The organism is Micromonospora sp. BQ32, from assembly GCF_059358895.1.
Window position 1 is genome coordinate 590,844 of sequence record NZ_JCADBI010000001.1, and the last position, 17,777, is coordinate 608,620.

The 17,777-nt window shown below is 74.8% G+C and carries 20 protein-coding genes; 13 read left to right on the forward strand and 7 right to left on the reverse strand.

Annotation, left to right across the window (positions count from 1 at the left end):
• Positions 1-2: 2 nt before the first annotated feature.
• From cobO to cobA, 10 genes are read left to right on the forward strand one after another with little or no spacing between them, the layout of a single operon-like run.
• Positions 3-614: a cob(I)yrinic acid a,c-diamide adenosyltransferase gene (gene cobO, locus AC5L30_RS02535; RefSeq protein ID WP_357518557.1), complete on the forward strand. Its 612-nt coding sequence runs from the start codon at positions 3-5 to the stop codon at positions 612-614.
• The gene (locus tag AC5L30_RS02540; RefSeq protein WP_494865023.1) at positions 608-1,963 is read left to right on the forward strand and encodes a cobyrinic acid a,c-diamide synthase CobB; all 1,356 of its coding nucleotides are present in this window, start codon (positions 608-610) and stop codon (positions 1,961-1,963) included. The genes cobO and AC5L30_RS02540 overlap by 7 nt, the downstream gene beginning before the upstream one ends.
• Positions 1,960-2,739: a precorrin-2 C(20)-methyltransferase gene (cobI, locus tag AC5L30_RS02545; protein ID WP_494865025.1), complete on the forward strand. Its 780-nt coding sequence runs from the start codon at positions 1,960-1,962 to the stop codon at positions 2,737-2,739. The genes AC5L30_RS02540 and cobI overlap by 4 nt, the downstream gene beginning before the upstream one ends.
• Positions 2,736-3,581, forward strand: coding sequence for a precorrin-4 C(11)-methyltransferase (gene cobM / locus AC5L30_RS02550; RefSeq protein WP_494865026.1), 846 nt, complete (start codon positions 2,736-2,738; stop codon positions 3,579-3,581). Before cobI ends, cobM begins: the two co-directional genes overlap by 4 nt.
• Positions 3,578-4,729, forward strand: a complete 1,152-nt coding sequence (locus AC5L30_RS02555; protein ID WP_494865028.1) for a cobalt-precorrin-5B (C(1))-methyltransferase — start codon at positions 3,578-3,580, stop codon at positions 4,727-4,729. Before cobM ends, AC5L30_RS02555 begins: the two co-directional genes overlap by 4 nt.
• The gene (gene cbiE, locus AC5L30_RS02560; protein WP_494865030.1) at positions 4,726-5,991 is read left to right on the forward strand and encodes a precorrin-6y C5,15-methyltransferase (decarboxylating) subunit CbiE; all 1,266 of its coding nucleotides are present in this window, start codon (positions 4,726-4,728) and stop codon (positions 5,989-5,991) included. Before AC5L30_RS02555 ends, cbiE begins: the two co-directional genes overlap by 4 nt.
• Positions 5,988-7,715: a precorrin-3B C(17)-methyltransferase gene (gene cobJ / locus AC5L30_RS02565; RefSeq protein WP_494865031.1), complete on the forward strand. Its 1,728-nt coding sequence runs from the start codon at positions 5,988-5,990 to the stop codon at positions 7,713-7,715. The genes cbiE and cobJ overlap by 4 nt, the downstream gene beginning before the upstream one ends.
• Positions 7,703-7,900 (forward strand): DUF362 domain-containing protein, encoded by a 198-nt coding sequence (locus tag AC5L30_RS02570; RefSeq protein ID WP_494865032.1) that lies wholly within the window; start codon positions 7,703-7,705, stop codon positions 7,898-7,900. The genes cobJ and AC5L30_RS02570 overlap by 13 nt, the downstream gene beginning before the upstream one ends.
• Complete coding sequence (locus AC5L30_RS02575) at positions 7,897-8,493, forward strand: precorrin-8X methylmutase (protein ID WP_494865033.1); 597 nt, start codon at positions 7,897-7,899, stop codon at positions 8,491-8,493. The genes AC5L30_RS02570 and AC5L30_RS02575 overlap by 4 nt, the downstream gene beginning before the upstream one ends.
• Entirely contained in the window at positions 8,490-10,115 is a 1,626-nt protein-coding gene (gene cobA, locus AC5L30_RS02580) for a uroporphyrinogen-III C-methyltransferase (RefSeq protein ID WP_494865034.1), read from the forward strand. The genes AC5L30_RS02575 and cobA overlap by 4 nt, the downstream gene beginning before the upstream one ends.
• Before the next feature lie 3 nt (positions 10,116-10,118).
• Here the strand turns inward: cobA and AC5L30_RS02585 are convergent, their stop codons facing one another.
• From AC5L30_RS02585 to AC5L30_RS02615, 7 genes are all read right to left on the reverse strand, one after another.
• Positions 10,119-12,272 (reverse strand): FtsX-like permease family protein, encoded by a 2,154-nt coding sequence (locus AC5L30_RS02585; RefSeq protein WP_494865035.1) that lies wholly within the window; start codon positions 12,270-12,272, stop codon positions 10,119-10,121.
• On the reverse strand, positions 12,269-12,949 hold the full coding sequence (locus AC5L30_RS02590) for an ABC transporter ATP-binding protein (RefSeq protein WP_494865036.1): 681 nt from the start codon (positions 12,947-12,949) through the stop codon (positions 12,269-12,271). The genes AC5L30_RS02585 and AC5L30_RS02590 overlap by 4 nt, the downstream gene beginning before the upstream one ends.
• Positions 12,946-13,470 (reverse strand): PadR family transcriptional regulator, encoded by a 525-nt coding sequence (locus tag AC5L30_RS02595; protein ID WP_494865038.1) that lies wholly within the window; start codon positions 13,468-13,470, stop codon positions 12,946-12,948. The genes AC5L30_RS02590 and AC5L30_RS02595 overlap by 4 nt, the downstream gene beginning before the upstream one ends.
• A gap of 116 nt (positions 13,471-13,586) precedes the next feature.
• Positions 13,587-13,949 (reverse strand): fluoride efflux transporter CrcB, encoded by a 363-nt coding sequence (gene crcB / locus AC5L30_RS02600; RefSeq protein WP_494865039.1) that lies wholly within the window; start codon positions 13,947-13,949, stop codon positions 13,587-13,589.
• On the reverse strand, positions 13,946-14,419 hold the full coding sequence (locus AC5L30_RS02605) for a fluoride efflux transporter FluC (protein WP_494865041.1): 474 nt from the start codon (positions 14,417-14,419) through the stop codon (positions 13,946-13,948). Before AC5L30_RS02605 ends, crcB begins: the two co-directional genes overlap by 4 nt.
• A 58-nt stretch (positions 14,420-14,477) precedes the next feature.
• The gene (locus tag AC5L30_RS02610) at positions 14,478-15,236 is read right to left on the reverse strand and encodes a class I SAM-dependent methyltransferase (protein WP_494865043.1); all 759 of its coding nucleotides are present in this window, start codon (positions 15,234-15,236) and stop codon (positions 14,478-14,480) included.
• A gap of 142 nt (positions 15,237-15,378) precedes the next feature.
• Positions 15,379-16,599: an MFS transporter gene (locus AC5L30_RS02615; RefSeq protein WP_494865044.1), complete on the reverse strand. Its 1,221-nt coding sequence runs from the start codon at positions 16,597-16,599 to the stop codon at positions 15,379-15,381.
• Between the two features lie 135 nt (positions 16,600-16,734).
• Here AC5L30_RS02615 and AC5L30_RS02620 point away from each other — a divergent pair, with 135 nt between their 5' ends.
• The 3 genes from AC5L30_RS02620 to AC5L30_RS02630 all read left to right on the forward strand — a co-directional run bounded on the left by AC5L30_RS02620 (position 16,735) and on the right by AC5L30_RS02630 (position 17,770).
• Positions 16,735-17,184 (forward strand): MarR family winged helix-turn-helix transcriptional regulator, encoded by a 450-nt coding sequence (locus AC5L30_RS02620; protein ID WP_279515709.1) that lies wholly within the window; start codon positions 16,735-16,737, stop codon positions 17,182-17,184.
• A gap of 77 nt (positions 17,185-17,261) precedes the next feature.
• The gene (locus AC5L30_RS02625; RefSeq protein WP_494865045.1) at positions 17,262-17,570 is read left to right on the forward strand and encodes a hypothetical protein; all 309 of its coding nucleotides are present in this window, start codon (positions 17,262-17,264) and stop codon (positions 17,568-17,570) included.
• Positions 17,571-17,578: 8 nt separating this feature from the next.
• A complete protein-coding gene (locus tag AC5L30_RS02630; protein WP_494865047.1) occupies positions 17,579-17,770 on the forward strand; it encodes an acyl-CoA synthetase family protein in 192 nt (63 codons plus the stop codon).
• Positions 17,771-17,777: the final 7 nt, after the last annotated feature.

Here is a 17,777-nt window from a genome sequence, read left to right on the forward strand (position 1 = left end):
TGATGCCGCAGGGACAACCGAGTTCGGTGCCTCTTGACGGGTTGACCACCCGGCAGCGGCGGCACCGGCCACTGCTGATCGTGCACACCGGACAGATGAAGGGGAAGTCGACGGCGGCCTTCGGGCTGGCGTTGCGGGCCTGGACGGCCGGCCTGCCGGTCGGGGTGTTCCAGTTCGTCAAGAGCGCCAAGTGGCGGGTGGGGGAGGAGAACGCCTTCCGGGCGCTCGGCGAGGTGCACGAGCGCACCGGCCAGGGCGCGCCGGTCGCCTGGCACAAGATGGGCGAGGGCTGGTCCTGGATCCAGCGCGGCGGCGACGCCGACCACGCCGCCGACGCCCTGGAGGGGTGGCGGCAGATCCAGCGTGACCTGGCCGCCGAGCGCTACGGGCTGTACGTGCTGGACGAGTTCACCTACCCGATGAAGTGGGGCTGGGTGGACGTCGACGAGGTGGTCGCCACCCTGGCCGACCGGCCCGGCTTCCAACACGTCGTGATCACCGGTCGGGACGCCGACCCGCGCCTGGTCGCCGCCGCCGACCTGGTCGCCGAGCTGACCAAGGTCAAGCACCCGATGGACGCCGGCCAGAAGGGCCAGAAGGGCATCGAGTGGTGAGCGCGCACTGGACGCTGCCCCGGGTGGTGGTCGCCGCCCCGGCCAGCGGCCACGGCAAGACGACGGTGGCCACCGGGCTGCTCGCCGCGCTACGCCGTCGGGGCCTGACGGTCAGCCCGCACAAGGTCGGCCCCGACTACATCGACCCCGGCTACCACGCCCTCGCCGCCGGGCGAGGAGGGCGCAACCTCGACCCGTTCCTGGTCGGGGCCGACCGGATCGCCGCCCTGCTGCGCCACGGGGCGAGCGTCCCCACGCCCGCCGACATCGCCGTGGTCGAGGGCGTCATGGGACTGCACGACGGCGCGGTGGGCCGCCGCGACTACGCCTCCACCGCGCACGTCGCCCGGCTCATCGAGGCACCCGTGCTGCTGGTGCTGGACACCACCGCGCAGGGCCGGTCGGCCGCCGCGCTCACCCTCGGCATGGCCGCGTTCGACCCGGCGGTACGGATCGGTGGGGTGATCCTCAACCGGGTCGGCTCACCCCGGCACGAGACGCTGCTGCGCGACGCCCTCGCCGAGGTGCGCGTACCGGTGCTCGGGGCGGTCACCCGCGCCGCCGAGGTGGCCGCGCCGGCCCGGCACCTCGGGTTGGTGCCGGTCGCCGAGCGGGCACCCGAATCCGTCGCGATGGTCACCGCCCTCGCCGAACTGGTCGAGGCCACCGTGGACCTCGACGCCGTGCTCGACCTGGCCCGGACCGCCCCGCCGCTGACCACCCCGGCGTGGGACCCGGTCGCCGCCGTCGGTGGGCCGGCCGGCGTCGAGCGGCCACGGGTCGCCCTCGCCGGTGGTCCGGCCTTCACCTTCTCGTACGCGGAGACCGCCGAACTGCTCACCGCGGCCGGCGCGGACGTTGTCACCGTCGACCCGCTGCGCGACCCGGCGCTGCCCACCGGCACCCGGGCGGTGGTGATCGGCGGCGGCTTCCCCGAGGCGTACGCCCAGAGGCTTGCCGACAACACCACGCTCCGCGCCGAACTCGCCGACTTCGACGGGCCGATAGTGGCCGAGTGCGCCGGGCTGCTCTACCTCGGGCGGTCCCTGGACGGCGTACCGATGTGCGGCCGGCTGGACCTGACCGCCCGGATGACCGACCGGCTCACCCTCGGCTACCGGGAGGCCCTCGCCGTCACCGATTCCCCGGTGGCGCGCGCCGGCGAGCCGGTACGCGGCCACGAGTTCCACCGCACCACCACCGACCCGGGGCACGGCGACGCACCGGCGTGGCGCTGGAACGACACCGAGCATGGCTTCGTCGCCGCCCGGGTGCACGCCTCCTACCTGCACACCCACTGGGCCGGTCACCCGGCCGCGGCCCGCCGACTGGTCGAGGCGTGCCGATGAACGCCGACGCCACGCTCACCGGGGTCGGCGTCGGCCCGGGCGACCCGGACCTGCTCACCGTCAAGGCGGTGCGGCTGCTGCGCGAGGCCGACCTGGTCTTCGTACCCGTGATGGCGGACCGGGTCGCGCCCACCGCCATCGCCGGTCCGACGACGACGGACGCGGACGCCGGGCGGGCCGAGGCGACCGTGCACGCCCACGTCACGGCGGACCGGCTGCGCCGGCTGCCGTTCGCGCTGGACGACCGGGGTGGGGTGACCGCGCGCCGGGCGGCGGCCTGGGACGACGCCGCCCGGGTGGTGGTCGAGGCGATCGACGCGGGCGCGCGGTCCCTCGCGTTCGCCACCATCGGCGACCCCAACGTCTACTCCACCTTCGGTTATCTGGCCCAGAGCGTCCGCGCGCTGCGCCCGGCGGTGCGGGTGGCGACCGTGCCCGGCGTCACCGCCATGCAGGAGTTGGCGGCGCGCAGCGGCACCCCGCTCTGTGAGGGACGCGAACCGCTTACCCTGCTGCCGGCCACCGCGGGCCTGGCGCTCTTCGCCGACGCCCTCGCCGGGCCGGGCACCGTGGTCGCCTACAAGGGCTGGCGGCGGCACCCGGAGTTGCTCGCCGAGCTGCGCCGGCAGGGCCGCCTCGGTGACGCGGTGCTCGGCCGCAGCCTGGGGCTGCCCGGCGAACGCATCGGGCCCGTCGACGACACCGAGCACGACCTGCCGTACCTGTCGACGCTGCTGGTTCCGGCCCGCCGCGAGCACCGAGGAGGAAAGCTGTGACCAGCGACGGCAAGGTGTGGTTCGTCGGAGCCGGCCCGGGGGCGGCGGACCTGCTGACCCTGCGGGCCGCCCGGGTGATCGCCGAGGCGGACATCGTGATCTGGGCGGCCAGCCTGGTGCACGCCGACGTGCTCGACCACGCCCGCCCCGGCGCGGAGATCGTCGACTCGTCGCAGCTGCCCATCGAGGGTGTGCTGCCGCTCTACCGGCGCGCCGCCGAGCAGGGGCTGACCGTGGCCCGGATCCACTCCGGAGACCCGGCGCTGTGGGGCGCGGTGCAGGAGCAACTGGACCTGTGCCGGGCGCTCGACCTGGCCGTCGAGATCGTGCCCGGGGTGTCCTCGTTCACCGCCGTCGCGGCGATCGTCGGCCGGGAGCTGACCGTGCCCGAGGTGGCCCAGTCGGTGATCCTCACCCGCCTCGAAGGCGGCAAGACCCCGATGCCGCCCGGTGAGCGGGTCCGCGACTTCGCCCGGCACGGCACCACCATGGCGCTGTTCCTCTCCGCCGCCCGCTCCGGGCAGGTGCAGGTTGAGCTGCTGGCCGGCGGCTACCCGGAGGACACCCCGGCCGTGGTGGCGTACCAGGCGACCTGGCCCGACGAGCTGGTGGTGCGCTGCACCGTCGGCACCCTGGAGGCGACGGTCAAGCAGCACAAGCTGTGGAAGCACACCCTCTTCCTGGTCGGGCCGGCTCTCGCCGCCGAGGGCACCCGCTCGCACCTGTACCACCCCGGGCACTTCCACACCTTCCGCCGGGCCGAGCCGGCCGCCCGCGCCGAGCTGCGCCGCCAGGCCAGCGCCCGCACCGGGGGGACCGCCACACCGGGGCACACACCGTGATGTACGACGAGCCGCCGCTGCGCGAGCCGGACCTGCCGCGTACCGCGAAGGTCCGGCCCACCGCGCTGCGCACCGGCTGGACCACCGGCGCGTGCGCGACGGCGGCGGCCAAGGCCGCGGTGACCGCGCTGGTCACCGGCACCAGCCAGCAGGAGGTGGAGATTGGGCTGCCCGCCGGACGCCGGGTCCGCTTCCCGGTGGAGCGCTGCGAGGTGACCGGCAGCCCACCGGTCCGGGCCGAGGCGGTGGTGGTCAAGGACGCCGGGGACGACCCGGACGTCACCCACGGAGCCGAGCTGACCGCCACCGTGAACTGGACCGACGTGCCCGGCCTGCGGCTGGCCGGCGGCGCCGGCGTCGGCACGGTCACCAAACCCGGCCTCGGGCTCGCGGTCGGCGGCCCGGCGATCAACGACACCCCCCGCCGGATGATCGGCGAGGCGGTGGCCGAGGTGGTCGACCTCAGCGAGGTCGGTGTCCGGGTGGTGATCAGCGTGCCCCGGGGCGAGATCATGGCCCGCAAGACCACCAACCGCCGGCTCGGCATCCTCGGCGGCATCTCGATCCTCGGCACCACCGGGATCGTCCGCCCGTTCTCCACCGCGTCGTGGCGGGCCAGCGTCGTACAGGCCGTGCACGTGATGGCCGCCCAGGGCGAGCCGACCGTGGTGCTCTGCACCGGCGGGCGCACCGAGCGGGCCGCCCGCGCGCTCCTGCCCGACCTGCCCGAGGTCTGCTTCGTCGAGGTCGGCGACTTCACCGGGGCCGCGGTGACCGCCGCCGTGGGTGACGCGATGACCGGGGTGGTCTTCGTCGGCATGGCCGGCAAGCTGGCCAAACTCGCGGCCGGCATCCTGATGACCCACTACACCCGCTCCACGGTGGACCTCTCCTTGCTCGGCGCGGTGACCGCCGAGGCCGGCGGCGACCCGTCGCTGGTCGCCGCCGTGACCGAGGCGAACACCGGGCGGCACGCGTACGAGCTGTGGGAGGCCGCCGGGCTGCTCGCCCCGGCCGGAGACCTGCTCTGCCAGCGGGTCCGCCAGGTGCTGCGGCGCTTCGCCGGGCCAACGGTCAGCGTGGACGTGGCGATGGTCGACTTCGCCGGAGCGCACGTCGTCGCCTCGTCCGGCAGGTGGCCCCGATGACGCTGGTGGCCCCGGTGACCGGCGTGACCGTGGTCGGTCTGGACGCCGCGGGCGCCCCGCCGCACCCCGCCCTCGCCCCGGTGCTGGCCACCGCCGGGCTGGTGGTCGGGGCCGCCCGGCACCTGGCCGCGGTGCCCGTACCGGCCGGCGCGGACACCGTCGCCCTCGGGCCGCTCGCCCCCGCCCTGCGCCGCCTCGCCGAGGCTGTCGACGCCGGGGTGCCGGCCGTGGTGCTGGCCAGCGGCGATCCCGGCCTGTTCGGCATCGTCCGGCGACTGCGCGTGGCCGGGCTGCCGCTGCGGGTGGTGCCGGCGGTGTCCAGTGTGGCCGCCGCGTTCGCCCGCGCCGGGCTGCCCTGGGACGGCGCCGCCGTGGTCACCGCGCACGGGCGTGACCCCCGAGCCGCCCTGAACGCCTGCCGGGCGCTGCCGCTGGTCGCGGTGCTCACCGCGCCGGGCGCCGGTGCGGCCGAGCTGGCCGCCGGCCTGATCGGCTGGTCCCGCCGCCTGCTGGTCGCCGAGCATCTGGGCACCCCCGCCGAACGGATCCGTGCGGTGACCCCCGAGCAGGCCGCCGCCGCGACCTGGGCCGACCCGCACGTCCTGCTCAGCCTCGCCGACGCCGCGCCCGCCGACGACGCCGCGCCCGCCGCGTCCGGTCGGGCTACGGCCGGCGGGATGCGCGCCGACAACCAGCCCGCCGCCGCGCCGGCCGGCGGCTGGGCGCTGCCGGAGGCCCGGTACGCCCACCGCGACTCCATGATCACGAAGTCGGAGGTGCGCGCCCTCGTCGTCGCCCGGCTGCGCCCCCGACTGGGCCGGCTGATCTGGGACATCGGGGCGGGCAGCGGCTCGGTCGGCATCGAGTGCGCGCTGCTCGGCGCGGCCGTGCTCGCCGTCGAACAGGACCCCGAGGCCGGCGCGACCGTCCAGGCCAACGCCGCCGCGCACGCCGTGCACGTCCGGCTCGTCACCGGCTGCGCCCCGGCGGCGCTGGCCGACCTCCCCGAGCCCGACGCGGTCTTCGTCGGCGGTGGCGGCGTCGACGTCCTCGCCGCCGTGGTGGCCCGCCAACCCGAGCGGGTGGTGCTCACCCTGGCCGCACTGGACCGAGTCGCACCGGCCATGGGTCTGCTGCGCGCCGCCGGCTACACGGTCGAGGGCAGCCAGCTCTCCGCCGCCCGCCTCGCCGACCTGCCCGGCGGGTCGATCCGTCTCGCGGCCACCAACCCGGTGGTCGTCCTCACCGGAGAGCGCCCGTGACCAACCAGAATTCGCCCGCCCGGATCGGCCTGGTGGCGGCCACCGCCGCCGGCCGCCGGCACGCCGACACCCTCGCCGCCGCATGGCCGCACGCCCGGCTGGTCCCAAAAGAGACCGTCGCCGACGCGCTGCGGACCGCCTGGGCCGAATGCGACGCGGTGATCGCGTTCCTGGCCACCGGGGCGGTGGTGCGGATCGTCGCGCCGCTGCTCGACGACAAGCGCACCGACCCGGCCGTGGTGGTCGTCGACGAGGCGGCCCGGCACGCCGTGGCGCTGCTCGGTGGGCACGCCGGCGGGGGCAACGCCCTCGCCGAGCAGGTCGCCGCCGTGCTGGGCGCCCGACCGGTGATCACCACCGCCACCGACGCGGTCGACCTGCCGGGGTTGGACACCCTCGGCTGGCCGGTGCAGGGCGCGGTCGCCGCGGTGTCCCGGGCCATCCTGGACGGCGAGCCGGTCCGGCTGATCGCCGACGCCGACTGGCCACTGCCCGCCCTGCCCCCGAACGTGCGCGCCGCCGCCGAGGACCCGGCGGACGGCGGGTACCGGTTGCTGGTCACCGACCGGGTGGTGCCGCTCGACGGGCGGACCGCCGTGCTGCGGCCGCCGTCGCTGGTCGCCGGCGTGGGCGCGAGTCGGGGCGTACCCGCCGCCGAGGTCGCGGAGCTGCTGCACCGGGTGCTGGCCGAGGCCGGCCTCGACCCGGCGAGCCTGCGCTGCCTGGCCAGCGCCGACATCAAGGCCGACGAGGCGGGCATCCGCAGCACCGCCGACGCGCTCGGCGTACCCCTGGTGACCTGGCCGGCGACGCGGCTGGCGGCGGTCGACGTGCCGCACCCCAGCGAGGTGGTCCGCGCCGCGGTCGGCACGCCGAGCGTGGCGGAGGCCGCGGCCCTGCTCGGCCCGGACGGCCGGGCCGACGACGCGACGCTGCTGGTTCCGAAGACCGCGACGGCGATGGCCACCGTGGCGGTGGCCCGGCACGCGCCACGCGGCCGGCTGGCCGTCGTCGGCCTCGGGCCGGGCGCCGCTGACCTGCGCACCCCCCGCGCGGTGGCCGAGCTGCGTCGCGCCGCCGTGGTGGTCGGCCTCGACCAGTACCTCGACCAGGTCCGCGACGTGCTCCGCCCGGGCACCCGGGTGCTCTCCAGCGGGCTGGGCGCGGAGGAGGCGCGGGCGCGCGCCGCCGTCGCCGAGGCCACCGCCGGCCGGGCGGTCGCGCTGATCGGCTCCGGCGACGCCGGGGTGTACGCGATGGCCAGCCCCGCCCTGGAGTACGCCGACGAGCGGATCGACGTGGTGGGCGTGCCCGGCGTCACCGCCGCGCTGGCCGCCGGGGCGCTGCTCGGCGCCCCGCTCGGCCACGACCACGCCTACCTGAGCCTGTCCGATCTGCACACCCCGTGGGACGTCATCGAGCGGCGGGTGACCGCCGCCGCCGAGGGTGACTTCGTAACGCTCTTCTACAACCCGCGCAGCCGGGCCCGCGACTGGCAGCTCGGCAAGGCGCTCGGCATCCTCGCCGCGCACCGGCCACCGGACACCCCGGTGGGCGTGGTGCGCAACGCCAGCCGTCCCGGCGAACGGGTGCACCTCGCCACCCTGGCCACGCTCGACCCGGCCATCGTCGACATGTACAGCGTCGTGGTCGTCGGCAGCAGCGACACCCGGCTGGTCGCCGGCCGGATGGTCACACCCCGGGGGTACCGGTGGCGCTCGTGACGATCGACGCCTGCCAGGGCTGCGGCGCCTGCCTGCTCACCTGCCCCACGCACGCGATCCGACCGGTCGCCGGTGGCCTCACGGTCCGCGCCGACCGGTGCACCGGCTGCCTGGAGTGCCTGGAGATCTGCCCGGTCGACGCGATTCGCGTCGTCGAGCCCGACGCTTGTGGAGGAACCCGGTGAGCCGGGTGGTGCACCCCATCGAGGCCGAGTCGTACCGCATCCTGCGCGAGCGCGTCGACCTGTCGCACCTGCCGCCGCTGAGCCGCGCGGTGACCGAGCGGGTGGTGCACGCCAGCGCCGACCTCGCGTACGTCGACGAGCTGGTCTGCGACGAGGCCGCCCTGGAGGCGGGGCTGGCCGCGCTGCGCGCCGGGGCGCCGGTGGTCACCGACGTGGCGATGGTCGCCGCCGGCATTACCCGGGCCGGCCTGGAACTGGTCTGCCCGGTCGCCGAACCGGCCGCCGCCGCCCTGGGCCGCTCGGCCGGCATCACCCGCTCGGCGGCGGCCGTCCGGATAGCCCTGGAGCGGGTCGGTCCCGGAGCGGTCTGGGTGGTCGGCTGCGCGCCCACCGCGCTCGTCGAACTGCTCACCCTGGACGCCGCACCGGCGCTCGTCGTCGGCCTGCCGGTCGGCTTTGTGGGCGCCGCCGAGTCCAAGGCGGCGCTGCGGGCCAGCGGCCTGCCCGCCGTGTCCAACGTGGGGGAGAAGGGTGGCTCGGCGGTCGCCGCCGCCGCCCTCAACGCCCTGCTCTACGTCGAGGAGAAGTCATGACCGGGTTGGTCATCGTCGGGCACGGCACGCGCAGCGCGGCCGGGGTCGAGCAGTTCGCCGCTCTCGTCGAACGGGTCCGCGGTCGCGGTGACATCGGCGACGTCGAGGGCGGCTTCATCGAGCTGTCCCGCCCACCGCTGACCGACGCGGTCGGTGCGCTCGTCACCCGGGGGCACCGGGCGCTGGTGGCGCTGCCGCTGGTGCTCACCGGCGCCGGTCACGGCAAGGGCGACATCCCCGCCGCGATGGCCCGCGAGCAGCAGCGCCACCCCGGGCTGAGCTACCGCTACGGCCGCCCGCTCGGCCCCCACCCGCTGCTGCACGAAGCCCTCGAACAGCGCATCGACGCCGCACTGGCCGGTGCGGACCGGGCCGGTACGTGGGTGGCGTTGATCGGGCGGGGGTCCACCGACCCGGACGCCAACGCCGAGGTCGCCAAGGTCGCCCGGCTGCTTTGGGAGGGGCGCGGCTACGCGGGTGTGGAGCCGGGGTTCATCTCGCTGGCGCAGCCGTCGGTGCCGGCCGTGCTGGAGCGGCTGCGCCGCCTCGGCGCGCGGCGGATCGTGGTGGCGCCGTACTTCCTGTTCGCCGGGGTGCTGCCGGACCGGATCGTCGCCCAGTCGGCCGAGTTCGCCGCCGCCCACCCCGACCTGGACGTCCGCGTCGCCGAGGTGATCGGCGACTGTGACGCCCTCGCCGACCTCGTCCTGGAGCGGTACGCCGAGGCGCTGGGCGGGGACATCCGGATGAACTGCGACACCTGCGCGTACCGGGTGTTGATGCCCGGCTTCGCGGACAAGGTCGGTCGCCCGCAACGCCCGCATGACCACCCCGACGACCCGGTCGGCCACCACCACCACCACGGCCACCACCACGCGCATGACCATGGTTCGGTCGCCGTGGTCGGCGGCGGGCCGGGACCGGACGACCTGATCACGGTACGCGCGAGGGCGCTGCTCGACGCGGCGGACGTCGTGGTGGTCGACCGCCTCGCCCCGCAGGGGCTGCTCGCCGGGCTGCGCCCCGACGTGCTGGTGGTCGACGCCGCGAAGGTGCCCCGTGGCCCGTCGATGGCCCAGGAGGCGATCAACGAGGCCCTCGTGTCGCACGCCCGCGCCGGTCGCCGGGTGGTCCGGCTCAAGGGTGGTGACCCGTACGTCTTCGGGCGCGGCCACGAGGAGGTGCATGCCTGCGTGGCGGCCGGCGTTCCGGTGACGGTGGTGCCCGGGGTGAGCAGCGCGCTCGCCGCACCGGCCCTCGCCGGGGTGCCGGTGACGCACCGGGGCGTGGCGCACGACGTCACCGTGGTGTCCGGGCATTTGCCGCCCGGGCACCCCGACTCGCTTGTCGACTGGGCGGCGCTGGCCCGGGCCCGGGGCACCGTCGTGCTGCTGATGGCCGTCGACACCATCGCCAAGATCGCGACCGTGCTGATCGAGCACGGTCGCGCCCCGGAGACCCCGGTGCTGGCCGTGCAGGACGCCGGGCTGCCCGACCAGCGGTCGGTGCCCGCCCGGCTGGACGAGATCGGCGCGGTCGCCGCCCGGGAGGGCGTCGGTCCGCCCGCCGTCTTCGTCCTCGGCCCGGTGGTCGCTCTCACCACCACCGGGCCGACGGGATGACGACTACTCGCTGCGGGCGGTCTCCGGCCCGGTGATGCGTTCCAGCAGCGGCAGGGTGGAGGCGATGACGCCGAGGCAGGCTGCCAACCCGACGACGACGATCACGTAGAAGCCCGGCTGCGGCGCGACGAGGGTGTAGTCCATCTGCGCCCGGAGGAACAGCTGGGCGGCGAGGAGGCCCATGCCGATGGCGACGGCGGCGACGGCGAGCATCGGCACGGCGCTCTCCAGCGCCACCACCCGACGCAGGACCCGCACCGGAGCGCCGCTGAGGCGCAGCAGGCTGAACGGGCGTCGGCGTTCGGTGAGACCGCCGATGACACTGACCGCGAGGCTGCACCCGCCGAGCGCGAGGCTGGCGACGATGATGACATTGGCCAGTTGTTCCCAGCCGCGCAGCGTGTTCGCGAAGTCCGACTCGAAGTCGCCGGGCACGTTCGGCCCGACCCAGAAGGTCGGGAAGGCGACCTCCAGCACGGTGCGGGTGCGCTCGACGGCGGCGGCGGAGCCGTCCGTGCCGATGACCATCGATCCGACCGGTAGCCGCTGGAGTTCGTCGAGGGTGAGCGACGCGGCGGGCCAGACGGTCGCGGGCGACGCCGACTCCCGCCAGCGACTGAGGCCCAACGGCACCTCGATGACGCTCGCGCCGTCGGCGCACCGGCCGTACGCGCTCGGGAGGTCGGTGCAGGCGATCACCCCGACCTCGCCGGAGTCGGTCATCACCGGGTTCTCGCGGATGGCGGTCACGGACCGCACCCCGCTGATCGCCCGCAGCTCGGCGAAGACCGTGTCGGGCACCGACGGCACCTTCTCGTTGAAGACGGTGGTCACCGTGCCCGCGTCGGTCGAGCCGGTGGGCGCCGGGCCGCGGTTGGCGACGATCGTGGTGATCACGCCGACGGACACGCTCGTGACGAAGAGCGCGAGCATGATGCCGCTGATCGCCCGGAAGCCGGCCTTGGGATTGTCGGCGAGGCGTCGCGCGGCGATGAGCGTGGCCGGGCGGTTGGCGTACCGGGCCATCACCCGGGCGCCGACCATCGTCAACCAGGGGCCGGCGAAGACCAGACCGGCCATGATGAGCAGCAGGCCGGGTAGGAACACCGCGGCCTGGCCGTCGGACGTCGCGGGCCGGAAACCGATGGCGAGGACCAGCACGGCGACGCCGAGCACCATCGGGATCAGCCGGTACGCGCGCGGTGCCCGGGGGGTGACCCGCCGGGTGACGCCCAGCGGCGAGATCCGTACCCGGCGCAGCGAGACCTGGGCCGCCAGCGCCGCGCCGGCGGGGACGCCGAGCGCCACCAGCAGGACGTCCAGCACGCCCAGGGACATGTCGCTGGGGAAGAACGGCATGCCGCTGAACGGGATGCCCGCGAGCAGGTCGCGGAAGGCGTAGAACAGGCCGAAGCCGACAGCGGTGCCGGCGACGGCGGCGGCGGCCGCCTCCACCGCGGCGACCATCGAGATCTGCCGGGGCGTCGCGCCGACCAGGCGCATCGCGGCGAAACGCTGCTCCCGGCGGGCGGCGCTGAGCCGGGTGGCGGTGCCGATGAAGATCAGCACCGGGAACAGCAACCCACCGGCGACCACACCCAGGATGAGGTTCACCGTGGCCTCGGGGAGGGCGGGGGTGTCACCGACGCTGGTGACCTGCCGCGCGTTGGGCAGTTCGGCGACCTGCTCGGGGGTGCCGCCGGCGATGACGAGCAGGGTGTCCGGCGAGGTCAGCGCGGCCGGGCCAACGGTGCCGAGGTCCCGCCCCGGGTAGCGGTCGCGCAGCTGGTCGGCGGGGTGGGCGGCCAGCAGTTCGCGGAACGCGGGCGAGGCGTAGTACTCGCCGGGGCCCGGCGTGTCCGGGATACCGACCGGGGTGGGCGCGGTCGAGCCGGTCGCGGCGACGTCGATCCGAATGATCTGCTCACCGTGGAAGTAGTCCTGCCGGTTCGACCACCACAGTGGGTCCGCGTCGCCGGCCGAGGCGCTGGGATACATCGACGCGTACCGGGTGAGTTGGGCGTTGACCGCGTTGACCCCGGCGAGAGTGGTCAGCAGCAGCCCGCTGCCGACCGCGACGGCGGCGGCGATGACGACCAGGCGGGTGAGCGCCTCACGGCCGCCCGCCAGGGCGAGGCGGAGCCCGAAGCGGATCATGAGGCGATCCGGTCCGGCGCGTTCACGCGCCCGTCGCGGACCATGACCTCGCGGTCGGCGTACGCCGCGATCCTGGGTTCGTGGGTCACCAGGATGACCGTGGTGCCCTGCTCACGGGCGGCACCGACCAGCAGGTCCATCACCTGCTCGCCGGTGAGCGAGTCGAGCGCGCCGGTCGGCTCGTCGGCGAAGAGCACCTGCGGCTCGGCGACCAGGCCGCGAGCCAGGGCGACGCGTTGCGCCTGCCCGCCGGAGAGCTCACCCGAACGGCGCTGCTCCAGGCCGTCCAGGCCGAGGCGCGCGAACCAGGCCCGCGCCTTCGGCAGCGCCTGCTTGCGGTGTACGCCGCTGAGCAGCAGCGGCAGCGCGACGTTCTCCACCGCGGTCAGCTCGGGGACGAGCTGGCCGAACTGGAACACGAAGCCGAAGCGGTCCCGGCGCAGGCTGCTGCGCTCGGTCTCGGCCATGGCGTGCACCCGGGCCCCGTCGAAGAGGATCTCGCCGGAGTCGGGCACCAGGATGCCGGCCAGGCAGTGCAACAGGGTGGACTTGCCCGAGCCGCTGGGGCCCATGACGGCGAGGATCTCGCCCGCCTCCACGGCGACGCTCGCGCCGCGCAGGGCGGGGGTCTGACCGAAGGAGAACTCCACGTCGCGCGCTTCGATCACGACGCTCATGGCCGTACCTCTTTCCGCAGGGCGTCCAGTCGGGCGCCGGTCATCTCGATCCATCGGAGGTCCGCCTCCAGGTGGTAGAGGCCATGGTCGGCGAGCAGCGCGTCGACCAGGCTGCCGGCGCGCTTGATCTCGGTCAGCTCACGCATTCGGCGCAGGTGCGCGCTGCGCTGGGTGTCGAGGTATTCGGTGGCCGGCCGGTCCAGCATCAGCGCGAGCACGACCTTGGCGAAGAGCACCGTCTGCAGGTGCGGTTCCGGGTCGACCGGCTGGGTCAGCCACTGTTCGACCTCGGTCGCGCCGACGTCGGTGATGATGTAGCGCTTGCGGTCGGGGCCGGAGCCCGGGGCGACGTCGCTGATCACCACCTTGCCGTCGCGGGCCAGTCGGCTGAGGGTGGAGTAGACCTGGCCGAACGGCAGCGGCTTGCCCCGGCCGAAGAAGGCGTCGTAGTCGCGCTTCAGGTCGTAACCGTGGCTGGGCTCCCGTTCGAGGAGGCCGAGGAGGGTCAGTGGCACGCTCATGCCAGCAGACTACACCGAGGGTATACCTCGCGTATATACCCTCGGTGTGTTGCTGATCGACGCCTGGTCCAGGCGTTGGTGTCGACGGGATCGGGCGTGGCGCGGCGGGTGCCTGATCAGCCGCCCAGGGCGCGGGCCAGGGCGTAGCCGGCGGTGGCGGCGACGAGCCCGGCGGTCACGCTGCCCAGCACGTTGACCAGCGCGAGGAGCCGATGGCCGCTCCTGGCCAGCCGCAGCGTCTCGTAGCTGAAAGTGGAGTAGGTGGTCAGCGCGCCGCAGAACCCGGTGCCGAGCAACGCGCCGACCGCCGGGCCGGCCGGCCAGCCGACCAGGACGCCGAGCAGCAGCGACCCGGCCACGTTGACGACCAACGTGCCCCAGGGAAACGCCGAGCCGTGCCGGGACTGCACGGCCCGGTCGGTGAGGTAGCGCAGCGGCGCGCCGACGGCCGCGCCCAGGGCGATGAGCAGGACGGTCACCGGGTCGACCGCCGCAGCAGCCCGGCCGTGACGGCGTCACCCAACCCGACCGCGACGAGCGCCCCGAGCACCGTCGCGGCGAGGTACGCCAACGCGGTGCCCGGTGCGCCCGCGACGATCGCCTGCTGGACGTCGACCGCGTAGGTGGAGAAGGTGGTGAACCCGCCGAGCACCCCGACGCCGAGGAACGGACGCGCCAGCGGGGGGCCGCCGTCGAGGTGCCCCAGCACCGCCATCAGCACGCCGATCAGCAGGCAGCCGGATGTGTTGATGGTGAACGTGGCCCACGGAAAGCCGGTCGGCGGGTGCGGAACGGCGTGTTGCAGGCCGGCCCGGGCCAGCGCGCCGAACACCCCGCCGGCCGCGATCGCGGCGAGAACCGTCGCGGGGCGCGCGGTCAGCTCCCGGCGGTCGGCGGGGACGCGCAGGTCGACGTCGGGATCGGTACGCGGCTCGAACGGCTCTGGCACGGCTCCTCAGCGTAGTGCCGGCCAGGGCGGCGTCAGCGCGGTGCCGGCGAGGGCGGCGTCAGCGCACTGCCGCGACGGCGGCGTCCGGGCCGCCTCGCCAGACCGTGCCGACCTCGCTGAAGCCGGCCGCGGTGAGCGCGGCCAGGTGCCAGGAGACCGGTGGGTTCCACTCGGGGCTGTGCCCGGTCGGGTAGATCGCCTGTCGCTGGGCGACCAGCGGGGCGAGCGCCGGGTCGGCGCCGGCCCGCTCCCACCAGTCCGACCAGGACAGCATCGCGCCGGCGGCGTACCGGGCGTCGCGCCGGTCCCGGGCCCGGTCCATCAGCCGCTTGGTCAGCTCCGGCAGGGTGTCGTCCGGCATGTGGTCGGCGTTGACGAAGACGCCGCCCGGGCGCAGCACGTCGCGCAGTTCGGCGTAGAGCTGCCCGAGCCGGTCGGCCGGCAGCCAGTGCAGGGCGGTGGCGGTGAGGACGGCGTCGTACTCCTGGTGGGGGAGCGTGGAGCGCCACTCGGGGGTGCCGAGGTCGGCCGTGATGATGGTGGCCCGGTCGGCCAGCGAGGCGGCGGCGATGGCGAGCAGTGCCGGGTCGAGGTCGACCACTGTCGTCTCGGCGGCGGGGAAGCGCGCCAGCGTCCGCAGCGAGATGGTGCCGGTGCCGCCGGCCAGGTCGAGCACGCGCGGCGGCCGGCCGTCGAGGACCGCGTCGACGGTGTCGAGCATGGCGGTGAACCGGTGTTCCCGGTCCGGGAGGTAGGCCTCCTGCTGGCGGTCCCAGCTCTCCTGCCAGGCCCAGGGATCCACAATGTAAGGACTCATAGCGATCAGGCTAGTTACGGCACGAGGGTGCTGTCCAGACCTTGTTGCACATCTTTTGCAATTGCGAGAAGATGGCAGGGCGATGATCAGAGCGACGCCGGGCCGGGCAACCGCCCGGCCCGGCGTCCTCCTCGCGGCGGGGTCAGACCGTGCTCTCCACCAGGCTCGCGTCGGCCCGGGCCGGCTCGTCGCGCCGGGCCAGCCGCAGCGCCCCGAGGAGTACGCCCAGCCCGATGAGGGTGAGTGCGGCGCCGGCCCAGATCGGCGAGGTGTAGCCGAGTCCGGCGGCGATGGTCACCCCGCCGATCCAGGCGCCCAACGCGTTGCCGAGGTTGAACGCGGCGATGTTCGCCCCGGACGCCAGGGTCGGCGCCTGGTGCGCGTACCGCATGATCCGCATTTGCAGCGGCGGCACGGTGGCGAAGCCGAACCCGCCCATCAGCACCAGCGCGACGATGGTCAGCGCCGGGTTCGCGGCGGTCAGCGCGAAGCCGACGAGCACCACGGTGAGCACCGCCAGGACGGTGACCAGGGTGCGCGACAGTGACCTGTCCGCCGCCCGGCCGCCGAGCAGGTTGCCCGCGAAGAGCCCCACGCCGAAGAGGACGAGCAGCCACGGCACGGTGCTGGTGGCGAAGCCGCTGACCTCGGTGAGCGTGTAGGCGATGTAGGTGAACGCGCCGAACATCCCACCGAAGCCCAGGACGGTGATCACCAGGGAGAGCCAGACCTGCGGGTGGGTGAAGGCCCGCAACTCGCCACGCAGCCCGCCGGCCGGACGGTCGGCGGTGGCGGTGTCGCCGGCCGGGATGAGCAGGGCCAGCCCGATCAGGGCGACCACCCCGATGGCGGTGATCGCCCAGAACGTCGACCGCCAGCCGAAGTGCTGCCCGAGGAAGGTGCCGAAGGGCACGCCGAGCACGTTCGCGATGGTCAGGCCGGCGAACATCATGGCGATGGCGCCCGCCCGGCGGGCCGGTGCGACCAGCCCGGCGGCGACCACCGCGCCGATGCCGAAGAACGCCCCGTGGCAGAGCGCGGCGACGATCCGGCCGGCCATCATCACGGCGTAGTCGCCGGCGACGGCGGAGAGCAGGTTGCCGATGATGAAGAGCACCATCAGGCCGAGCAGCACCGGTTTGCGCGGCAGGCGGGTGACCGCCGCGGTGAGGGCGACCCCGCCGACGGCCACGCTGAGCGCGTAGCCGGAGATCAGCCAGCCGGCCACCGGCTCGGTGACCGCGAAGTCGGCGGCCACCTCGGGCAGCAGCCCCATGATCACGAACTCGGTGAGCCCGATGCCGAATGCGCCGATGGCCAGCGCGATCAGGCCAGGCGGCAGGGACTTGTGGCGTACGGACATGGTCTTCCCATCGAAAGAGGGCAGATATCAAGCGCATGCAACTACACGCGCCAGCAACGAAATACTTGCACGCGCTCTATATCGGCGCAAGCGTGGTAGCCTGGGGCCCGTTCAGATCACACCGAGGAGGCCGGCATGGGCATCGCCGACGACGCGGTCGAGATCCGCGCGCAGGGCTGGCGCACCCTCGCCGCCCTGCACGGGCTGATCGAGACGTCCCTGGAGCGGGCCCTACAGGCCGGCCACGACCTCTCCGTCGTCGAATACACGGTGCTCGACGCGCTCTCCCGGCAGGACGGCTGGCACATGCGGATGAGCCAGCTCGCCCGCGCCGCCGCGCTCTCCGGGAGCGCCACCACCCGGCTGGTCACCCGGCTGGAGCAGCGGGGGCTGCTCACCCGCATCCTCTGCGCCGACGACCGGCGAGGCATCTACACCGAGCTGACCCCGGCCGGCTCCGAGCTGCTCGCCCAGACCCGACCGACGCACGACCGGGTGCTCACCGACGCGCTCGCCCAGGCGGAGGCCACCCCCGAGCTGGCACCGCTGGTCGACGCCCTGCACCGGCTGCCGGCCGCCCGCTGACCGCCCCGCCGCCCGGGCCACGGCGGGCGTACGGTACCCGCAGCCCCACCGGGACCGCCGCGCCAAGGAGGCAGCCGATGCAGGACCGCACCCCTCGTCCGGAGGAGCTGGAGCCGATCGAGCGCGCCGGCATCGACGAGCTGCGCGCCCTGCAACGCGACCGACTGCGCTGGTCGTTGCGGCACGCGTACGACAACGTGCCGCACTACCGGCGGGCGTTCGACGCGGCCGGGGTGCACCCCGACGACTGCCGGGACCTCGACGACCTGGCGCGCTTCCCGTTCACCGGCAAGGCCGAGCTGCGGGAGAACTACCCGTTCGGCATGTTCGCCGTACCCCGGGAACGGGTGGCCCGCCTGCACGCCTCGGCCGGCTGGACACCCTGACAGTGCGGGTGGAGCGGCGAGCCGACGTCGACATGGACGCCGCCGAGCGGGCCGGCGGCGCCCTGGTTCAGCTGGTGAAGAACACCATCGGGGTGAGCGTGGCGGTCGACGTCCTCGCCCCGGACACGGTGGAACGGTCGATGGGCAAGATGCGCCGCATCGTCGACCAGCGACCTGCCTCGATGTCGTCGTCGACATAGGATCCTG

Coding starts and splice junctions, on each gene's coding strand:
- cobO (WP_357518557.1), top strand. CDS start 3: ATGCCGCAGGGACAACCGAGTTCGGTGCCTCTTGACGGGTTGACCACC.
- cobI (WP_494865025.1), top strand. CDS start 1,960: ATGAACGCCGACGCCACGCTCACCGGGGTCGGCGTCGGCCCGGGCGAC.
- cbiE (WP_494865030.1), top strand. CDS start 4,726: ATGACGCTGGTGGCCCCGGTGACCGGCGTGACCGTGGTCGGTCTGGAC.
- cobA (WP_494865034.1), top strand. CDS start 8,490: ATGACCGGGTTGGTCATCGTCGGGCACGGCACGCGCAGCGCGGCCGGG.
- AC5L30_RS02585 (WP_494865035.1), bottom strand. CDS start 12,272: ATGATCCGCTTCGGGCTCCGCCTCGCCCTGGCGGGCGGCCGTGAGGCG.
- AC5L30_RS02590 (WP_494865036.1), bottom strand. CDS start 12,949: ATGAGCGTCGTGATCGAAGCGCGCGACGTGGAGTTCTCCTTCGGTCAG.
- AC5L30_RS02595 (WP_494865038.1), bottom strand. CDS start 13,470: ATGAGCGTGCCACTGACCCTCCTCGGCCTCCTCGAACGGGAGCCCAGC.
- AC5L30_RS02610 (WP_494865043.1), bottom strand. CDS start 15,236: ATGAGTCCTTACATTGTGGATCCCTGGGCCTGGCAGGAGAGCTGGGAC.
- AC5L30_RS02615 (WP_494865044.1), bottom strand. CDS start 16,599: ATGTCCGTACGCCACAAGTCCCTGCCGCCTGGCCTGATCGCGCTGGCC.
- AC5L30_RS02620 (WP_279515709.1), top strand. CDS start 16,735: ATGGGCATCGCCGACGACGCGGTCGAGATCCGCGCGCAGGGCTGGCGC.
- AC5L30_RS02625 (WP_494865045.1), top strand. CDS start 17,262: ATGCAGGACCGCACCCCTCGTCCGGAGGAGCTGGAGCCGATCGAGCGC.